Source organism: Pseudomonas reinekei (assembly GCF_001945365.1).
GTDB lineage: Bacteria > Pseudomonadota > Gammaproteobacteria > Pseudomonadales > Pseudomonadaceae > Aquipseudomonas > Aquipseudomonas reinekei.
On sequence record NZ_MSTQ01000029.1, the window covers coordinates 48,714 to 56,178 of the forward strand.

The window sequence follows — 7,465 nt, forward strand, 5'->3', positions numbered from 1 at the left end:
CGTCAGCCCGCGCTTTCCCTGAGCAAGTGGTCGACCACCGCTTGCAGATGGCGCTTGGGGTCCGGGTCTCGGGCGCTGGCCTCGGCGTGGCACGCCAGCTGACGCGTCGCGCTGTTGCCGTGCAGTAACAGGGCTTTGGCTTGATCGAAAATCTGCGGCTCACCCATTTGCTCCGCCGATTCCGCAAACAGCAACTGTGCCCGGTGCAACCATTGACCGGCACTGAGCTTGGTGCCGTCGGGTCACGGTCAATGCCACGACGGCGATGCGCTCTACCCGTTCGTAACCGGGTTTGAGTAATTCCTCGCCGAACACGTCCGGATCCAGCTCTCGATACGTCCAGCCGACCGCATGATCAGCCAGCATGGACTGGATGGCTTCAAGAAACGGATCACGCCCCTCGACCATCGCCACGCCGGTGTACAGCACCAGGCTGCCGTTCTTGTGCAGACGCGGTAACGACTCACGAACGATGCGCAGCGACAGGGCTTCACCCAGGGCGCCGCCGCCATGGCGATAGGCGCGCTGCTGGCTGTCGTTCATGTAGGGCGGGTTGGCGACGATCAGGTCGAACTCACCTTCGACGCTGCCGAGGATGTCGCTCTGGTACACGCTGATGTTGTCGACACCCGCCAGTTCGGCATTGACCGCCGACAGGCGCAGTGCTCGCGGGTTGATGTCCACCGCCAGCACGTCGGCAGACGGGTGTGCCCGAGCGACCACCAGCGCGCCGACGCCGGCCCCGCAGCCGATGTCCACGGCCCGGCGCACAGGCTCGAAACGCTGTTGCAAATGCGCGTCGATCATTTGCGCAAAACGGTAGCTGTCCGGCCCGAAAAACACCGCGTCAGCCTGTGAGGTCGGGTACGCCGAATGGGCAAACAACATCCCGTCAAGGCTCGACCAACGCACAGTACTGCGCCACAGCGGGCCGTCTCGCTCGACGACCTCGGCCTGTTCCAGGCCAGCCAGCATTTCTCGCGTAAACAGCGTGTGATCAAACGGCATCGACCAGCCGAAAACGTCGCGCAGGTTCCTGGCCAACGGTGGTGTAAAACGTTGGTACACGCGGTCGTGAGTTGCCGGGGTCGGGGTGATGAAGCAATAGTCTTTGCTGAACAGGTGCCTGCCCAGCGCCAGCATGGCCTGATCGGCGATAGGTTGTTTCGACATGCAAGTCACTCCTGAGCTCAGCGCAAGCGGGCTACCGTTTCAATAAAACGCCGGGTAGCGTAGAGCCCCGCCGGACGGCAATGCCGCTGGGGCGAGAGCCACGGGATCAAAGTTTGAAGCTGTTGCTGCGGCGCCTGATCACTCAAGGTCTTTCGCAACGCGATGAGTTCGGAGTCGTGGGTCTGGCTCGCGTCGAGGGCGTCACTGTCGCTGTGATCCCGGGCTATCGGCTTTGGCCGTTGCGGGTCCTGCCAGTCACCGGCAATCCAGTCGTGCAGCAGTTGCTTTTCGTAGCCACTGAATACGCCGAACATGGCTGCGGTGTTGCCCTCGATCAAGCGCCAGAAGCGGCTGTCCTGCGGCGACCGGTTTCGCTTGATCCAGCCCTTTTGCTCCAGCGCACCGAGAAAGCCGGCAATCTGCCCCGGCGACGCCAGCCATTGATTGACGGTTTTGCCTTCGATCTGACAATAGTCGGAATGCATGTGCTGGCCGAAATAGCGTTTGCGCTCGAGCATCGCAATCACCTCCCGTTGCAACTCAAAACCGGCAATCACCGCCGTCGTGCCCATTCCCAGATCGTTCAGGCGATAGCCCACAGCGACACGCCGGAAAAACTCGTTCCGCCCCAGTTCCATGGGCAGCAGCTCCAGCACCGACTCAACCGCCTTGTGCCCATGGCCGCTACTGGCATTGTCGATCGTGACGTGCAGGGTGAAGTAATACGGATCGATGCCCAGCTCACGCAGTTCATAAGCGCTGATCAGCAGGTGCAGCGGCAATTGCTCATAACCGAGGTTATAACCGATGACTTCCGGCATGAATGCGTCGCTGCATCGGCCCAACGCGAGTTGAATCGCGCCTTGCACAAAGTGCTCATCGGCCAGTCCCTGTTTGTCGCCACAGTCGTGGGCGGCCAGCAGATTACGGTAGATCACCACGTGATTCTGCCGAGGATCGCCCCTGCCCAGTTCTTCCAGATAAGTGTTCAGGAGTCCGTCGTAGCGCACGTCCTGCCAGTATTCCAGCACGCCCGCCAGCCAGGCGCCGTCGACCTCTTTGGTCGGTGCGACGCGTTGCAGGAAATACAGGGCATGAGCCTTGTTCGAAAAATATCGGCGCGCCCCGCCTTGCTTGCGGTCCTCAAGGTAACCGGCGTAATCCTGAGCCACTGCCGCGCAACGGGCTTGCGCCCATGCCGACAACTGCTCCGGCGCCTCGGGCAAATCACACGGCAGTTCAGCGGCGCGGGCCATTTGCTCGCGCAGGAAAGCCTCCGCCTGCGGCCCGGCCTCAGCGCCGTTGCTGTAGAGCACATCGTACAGTTCTCGATAGCGCTCAGCGGCAAGGGGGCCTGACAGCGCTGAAGGTGTGCCGGACAGGGGCTCGAACGAAGTCATGGACGTTTCTCTCCTGGGCGGTGCATTTGGCTGCGCCCCTGGAATCAGGTGCCGACAACACAAAACGCTTGCTCGTTGAACAGAAGATTTAGCCCTGCGCGGAAAATTCAATCGGTTTGCAGGAGAGCGGGACCGGTGGCATGGGTTTGCCAAAATGCGGCGCTCAAACAGCCACGGCTCCCCATGCGTCGGACTCAGCCGAGGCCGACGCCATTATTGCCGTGTTGCGCTAGTACATTTCCGCCGCCAGCAAGTTAACCAACGCCGCTGCCGGCATTTCCCGAACCAGCGGCGCGCCCTGCCCGGCCCACTGTACGGCGAATTCACTATTGGCCTTGGCCGCTGCCGCCGCATTGAGCGCCTTGTTCGCGTCGTAGGCAATCGGGTAGTCCGGCAAGGCCGGGGCATTGGCCTCAAGGCTGGTGAAGTTGCGATTGACCATGCCCCGAGCTGGTCGACCGGAGATGACGCTGGTGACGCGCGTCAGGTGCGCGCGCGGTCCTTTCAGGGCTTCGCGGTAAGCCGCATTGGCCGAGGACTCGGGGCACAGGATGAAAGCCGTACCCAATTGCGCGGCACTGGCACCCAGCTGCATGACGGCCCGAATGCCCGCGCCGTCCATGATGCCGCCGGCAGCAATCACCGGCAGCCGGCAGGTTTCGGTCAGCACACGCACCAGGGCAAATGTGCCCATCTCACTGTCCTGCTGTGGATCGAACACCCCGCGATGCCCGCCGGCTTCGTACCCTTGCGCCACCAGCGCATGCACGCCGGCGCGTTCCGCCGATTGCGCTTCGGCCAGACTGGTCACGGAACACAGCAGCACAATACCGGCGTCCTTGAGGGCATCGATGGCCGGTTGCGCTGGCAAGCCGAAGTGGAAACTGACCACCGCCGGTTTTTCCTCCAGAAGCATCTGCAGCATGCCGGCGTCTTCGACAAACGAGGTGTAGATCTCGCGCAGTGCCGTTGGCGCAGCGGCCTCGAACTCCGCAAAGAACGGGGCGAGAAACGCCAGCCACTGCGCCTCACGCGCAGCGTCATGAATGGCCGGCGCGTGGCAGAACAGATTCACATTAAAGGGCTTGTTGGTCAGCGCAGCCGTCTCGCGCAACATGGCCCGCGCTTGTTCGACGTTGCTTGCCCCGATACCGATGGACCCGAGCCCACCGGCATTCGATACCGCTGCGGCGAGTCTGGGCGTGGAGACGCCCACCATCGGCGACTGAATGATCGGCAGTTCAATGTTCAAAAGGGACAGCAGAGGGTTGGACATGGCAGCACCTTGAATGGGATGAGTGAACGTGGAGCGCTAGAGCTCCCCGGTCAAAAATTGCGCGCGGCCGCCTCCGAACGACCAGTCCGCATCGCTGTTTTCCACCAGCGACACGATGAGATCGTCCGCTGAGAGGCCGCAATCGACTTGCAGGTGTTCAGCCAGCAAACGGTAAAACGCGATCTTCTGCGCCTGTGAACGCGGTCGGGAAATCACCGTCAACAGGACCACGTTGGCCGAGCGGGGATAACCCAATCCGGTGTCGTGCAGGATCAGTTCCCCCGCAGCGTGTTGCGTGACGCTTTGATAGCGATCACTGAAGGGCACCTCGAACGCCGTGACCATGGCCTGGTGTGCCGAATCCAGCAACGTGCGCAACTGTTCATCGGTGCGCCCGCGGATAATGTCGAACTTGAGCAATGGCATCGCGATTCACCCTGGGAAAAATCGGGGACGAAGGAGCTCGCCCCCCGGGACAAAAGAATGGCGTACAAGCCCGCGCCAGCACGCCTTCCAAACCCGAAAGCGTCAAAGTCTATTTGGAGGTTGGCATGGCAAACTCGGCGCCCTTGGCAATGCTGTTCGGCCAGCGCTGCATCACCGACTTCTGCTTGGTGTAGAAGCGCACGCCCTCTTCGCCATACGCATGCATGTCACCGAACAGCGAACGCTTCCAGCCACCAAAACCGTGCCATGCCATCGGCACCGGAATTGGCACGTTGATGCCGACCATGCCCACCTGAATGCGGGTGGCGAATTCACGGGCGATGTGGCCGTCGCGGGTATAGCAGGCCGTGCCGTTGCCGAATTCATGGGCATTGACCAGGTCGACCGCCTCGGCGAAATCCTTGACGCGCATGCACGCCAGCACCGGGCCGAAGATTTCCTCTTTGTAGATTTTCATCTCGGGGGTGACGTGGTCGAAGATCGTCCCGCCCAGCCAGAAGCCTTCGGCACAATCAGCACCGGCCTGCGCGCCATCAAAGCCACGGCCGTCGACCAGCATTTCGGCGCCTTCAGCGATGCCCTGCTCGATGTAACCGGTGATGCGTTGCAAGGCGGCAGACGAGACGATCGGGCCCATTTCCGCAGCCAGGTTCATGCCTTCCAGAATCTTCAATGTGCGCGTGCGTTCGACCAGTTTCGGCATGACCTTGTCGGCCACATCGCCAACAAACACCGCCACCGAAATCGCCATGCAGCGCTCGCCGGCCGAGCCGAAGGCCGCGCCGATCAGGGCATCGACGACTTGATCGATATCGGCGTCGGGCATCACCACCATGTGGTTCTTCGCCCCGCCCAGCGCCTGGACGCGCTTGCCGTGGCGAGCGCCGGTTTCGTAGATGTAGTTGGCGATTGGCGTCGAGCCGACGAAGCTCACGGCTTGGACTTGCGGGTGATCGAGCAACGCATCCACGGCTTCTTTATCGCCCTGCACCACGTTGAACACGCCGTCGGGCAACCCGGCTTCCTTGAACAGTTCGGCAATCAGCAGCGAGGGCGAAGGATCGATCGGGCTCGGCTTGAGCACGAAGGTGTTGCCGCAGGCGATGGCCACCGGGAACATCCACATCGGCACCATCACCGGGAAGTTGAACGGCGTGACACCGGCCACCACACCCAGCGCCTGGCGCACGGTCCAGTTGTCGATATTGGTGGAGACCTGTTCGGTGTAGTCGCCCTTGAGCAGTTGCGGAATACCACAGGCGAACTCGACCACTTCGATACCGCGGGTCACTTCGCCCTGGGCATCGGTGAACACCTTGCCGTGCTCCGAGGTAATCATCCGCGCCAGGGTGTCACGGTGCTCGTTGAGCAACGCCAGAAACTTGAACATGATGCGCGCACGACGCAGCGGCGGCGTCGCCGACCAGGCGGGAAACGCGGCCGCGGCCGATTGAACCGCTGCGTCGACTTCAGAAACATTGGCCAGGGCCACGTGGCCGACCACCGAACCGGTGGCCGGGTTGGTAACGTTCTGCGCGCGCCCGGAAGTGCCCGGCACGGCGCGGCCGTGAATGTAATGTGCGATGTCTACTGGCTGGTTGCTCATGGCGGGTGTCCCCTGCTGGTGGATAAGAGCCATCTCTTTTTGTTGTTCTGGAACGCCAGGCGCGACGTTGGCGCGGCTGACAGAGCCAAGGTAGGCCAGGCACATAATCATGTAAAATGATGATTAATGATTCTTTGGATCAGAAATGGTGAAAGGTAATTCGTCGGGGCTTGGGTGGAAAAACTCGTGAGAAAGGCTCACACCTGCTCGTTAAACATTCAATGAAAGCGCCTGTTTAAAGGCGTATGCGGTTACTGGATGAGGGCTACAAAGCCTTGCGTCATTGCCTATGGGTACGCCAGAATCCGCCGGCTTGTGCGCCTTGGGGGCCATCGGTAACTTGATTCGTGTCACTGCTCATCAGTGATCGGGTTTAGTCGCCCGATGGTTTCACGAGGCGTATCTGCTTCCAGATAGTCAGGTCAATTCATGCCTGCACTTCATGGTAGCTGTGCGCAGGGCGCCTTCGGGCGCGCCGGATTCGTGACTCCCCGGTCGACTAACCTGCGTACAGCTGCCACCCTTGTTTAGTCGCAAGACGGTGACGGCTCCACAATTGGAGTCCGAAAATGATTAAACCTACGCCGAACCCGCCAGGCACCGATCCAGCCTCCCCCTACGAACCCGATTCAAACAAACTCAACGAAGCCGCCGAACGCGCGCTCGATTACCACTTCCCGTCGACTGCCGACATCAAAGCCACGCCGCGTACCGTCAGCACACTGTTCACCGTCGACCCCGCAGTCACGACCGAAACACTGATGGTGTACTTAGTGGAAACACTGGCCTCGGTTGATGTCATGGTCCATCAGCTGGAGGGTGGAGATCGCAATGCCCTGCTGGGTATTTCCAACAGCGTGATGCTGGCAGAGATCACCGCGAACCGGGTGCTGGATCAGATTGATCCGCCGGAGTAACGCAAGCCCCCAAGCCCTTCAGGCCGGCCAGCAGGCCGCCATCGCTGGCAAGCCAGCTCCTACAGAAATCGGGTACGACCGCAACATCGAGGTCGGCTGTCAGGCCGCCATCGCTGGCAAGCCAGCTCCTACAGAAATCGGGTGTGGCCACAACAGCCAGGTCGGCTGTCAGGCCGTCATCGCTGGCAGGCCAGCTCCTACAGAAATCGGGTGTGGCCACAACAGCCAGGTCGGCTGTCAGGCCGTCATCGCTGGCAGGCCAGCTCCCACAGGAATCGGGTACGACCGCAACATCAAGGTCGCCTGTCAGGCCGCCTCGCTTTTGATTTGGCTTTTGATTTTCGTGCCCCATCGAGAGGCCGAGCGCAGGTTCTGCGCAGTGGGCAACCCGGCATGGATGCCGGGTTAGCCGCCCCCGGCCATGGATGGCCGATGGCGGCGGGCCCACGGAGCAGGACCGGAGCGCGGGCATGCCGAGCCACAGCGAGGCACCGAACGAAAGGGGCAAGAGCCCTTTGGTTACTTTGGGGCTTTTCCAAAGTGACCCGCTGTAAGAGCGGAACCCTAAGCAGCCGTTACCGCAGCAACGGATATGTACACCAGCAAATGCAAGGCTGACAGTCAGGCCGCCATCGCTGGCAGGCCA

Annotated in this window: 7 protein-coding genes; 1 reads left to right on the forward strand and 6 read right to left on the reverse strand. The window is 61.4% G+C overall.

Translation table 11 applies throughout. The features are described from left to right. Positions 1-2: 2 nt before the first annotated feature. From BVK86_RS29925 to BVK86_RS27915, 6 genes are all read right to left on the reverse strand, one after another. A complete protein-coding gene (locus BVK86_RS29925; protein WP_157720459.1) occupies positions 3-167 on the reverse strand; it encodes a hypothetical protein in 165 nt (54 codons plus the stop codon). Next, positions 160-1,173: a methyltransferase gene (locus BVK86_RS27895; RefSeq protein WP_075949448.1), complete on the reverse strand. Its 1,014-nt coding sequence runs from the start codon at positions 1,171-1,173 to the stop codon at positions 160-162. Before BVK86_RS27895 ends, BVK86_RS29925 begins: the two co-directional genes overlap by 8 nt. Before the next feature lie 17 nt (positions 1,174-1,190). Then, positions 1,191-2,573, reverse strand: coding sequence for an iron-containing redox enzyme family protein (locus BVK86_RS27900; RefSeq protein ID WP_075949449.1), 1,383 nt, complete (start codon positions 2,571-2,573; stop codon positions 1,191-1,193). Between the two features lie 229 nt (positions 2,574-2,802). Then, entirely contained in the window at positions 2,803-3,849 is a 1,047-nt protein-coding gene (locus tag BVK86_RS27905; RefSeq protein WP_075949450.1) for an NAD(P)H-dependent flavin oxidoreductase, read from the reverse strand. A 36-nt stretch (positions 3,850-3,885) separates the two neighbouring features. Then, positions 3,886-4,275, reverse strand: coding sequence for a tautomerase family protein (locus tag BVK86_RS27910; RefSeq protein ID WP_075949451.1), 390 nt, complete (start codon positions 4,273-4,275; stop codon positions 3,886-3,888). Between the two features lie 109 nt (positions 4,276-4,384). After that, positions 4,385-5,902, reverse strand: coding sequence for a CoA-acylating methylmalonate-semialdehyde dehydrogenase (locus BVK86_RS27915; protein ID WP_075949452.1), 1,518 nt, complete (start codon positions 5,900-5,902; stop codon positions 4,385-4,387). A gap of 569 nt (positions 5,903-6,471) precedes the next feature. On the opposite strand from BVK86_RS27915, the gene BVK86_RS27920 reads away from it, so the two are divergent. Further along, entirely contained in the window at positions 6,472-6,819 is a 348-nt protein-coding gene (locus tag BVK86_RS27920) for a DUF6124 family protein (RefSeq protein WP_075949453.1), read from the forward strand. The last annotated feature ends 646 nt before the right edge of the window (positions 6,820-7,465 follow it).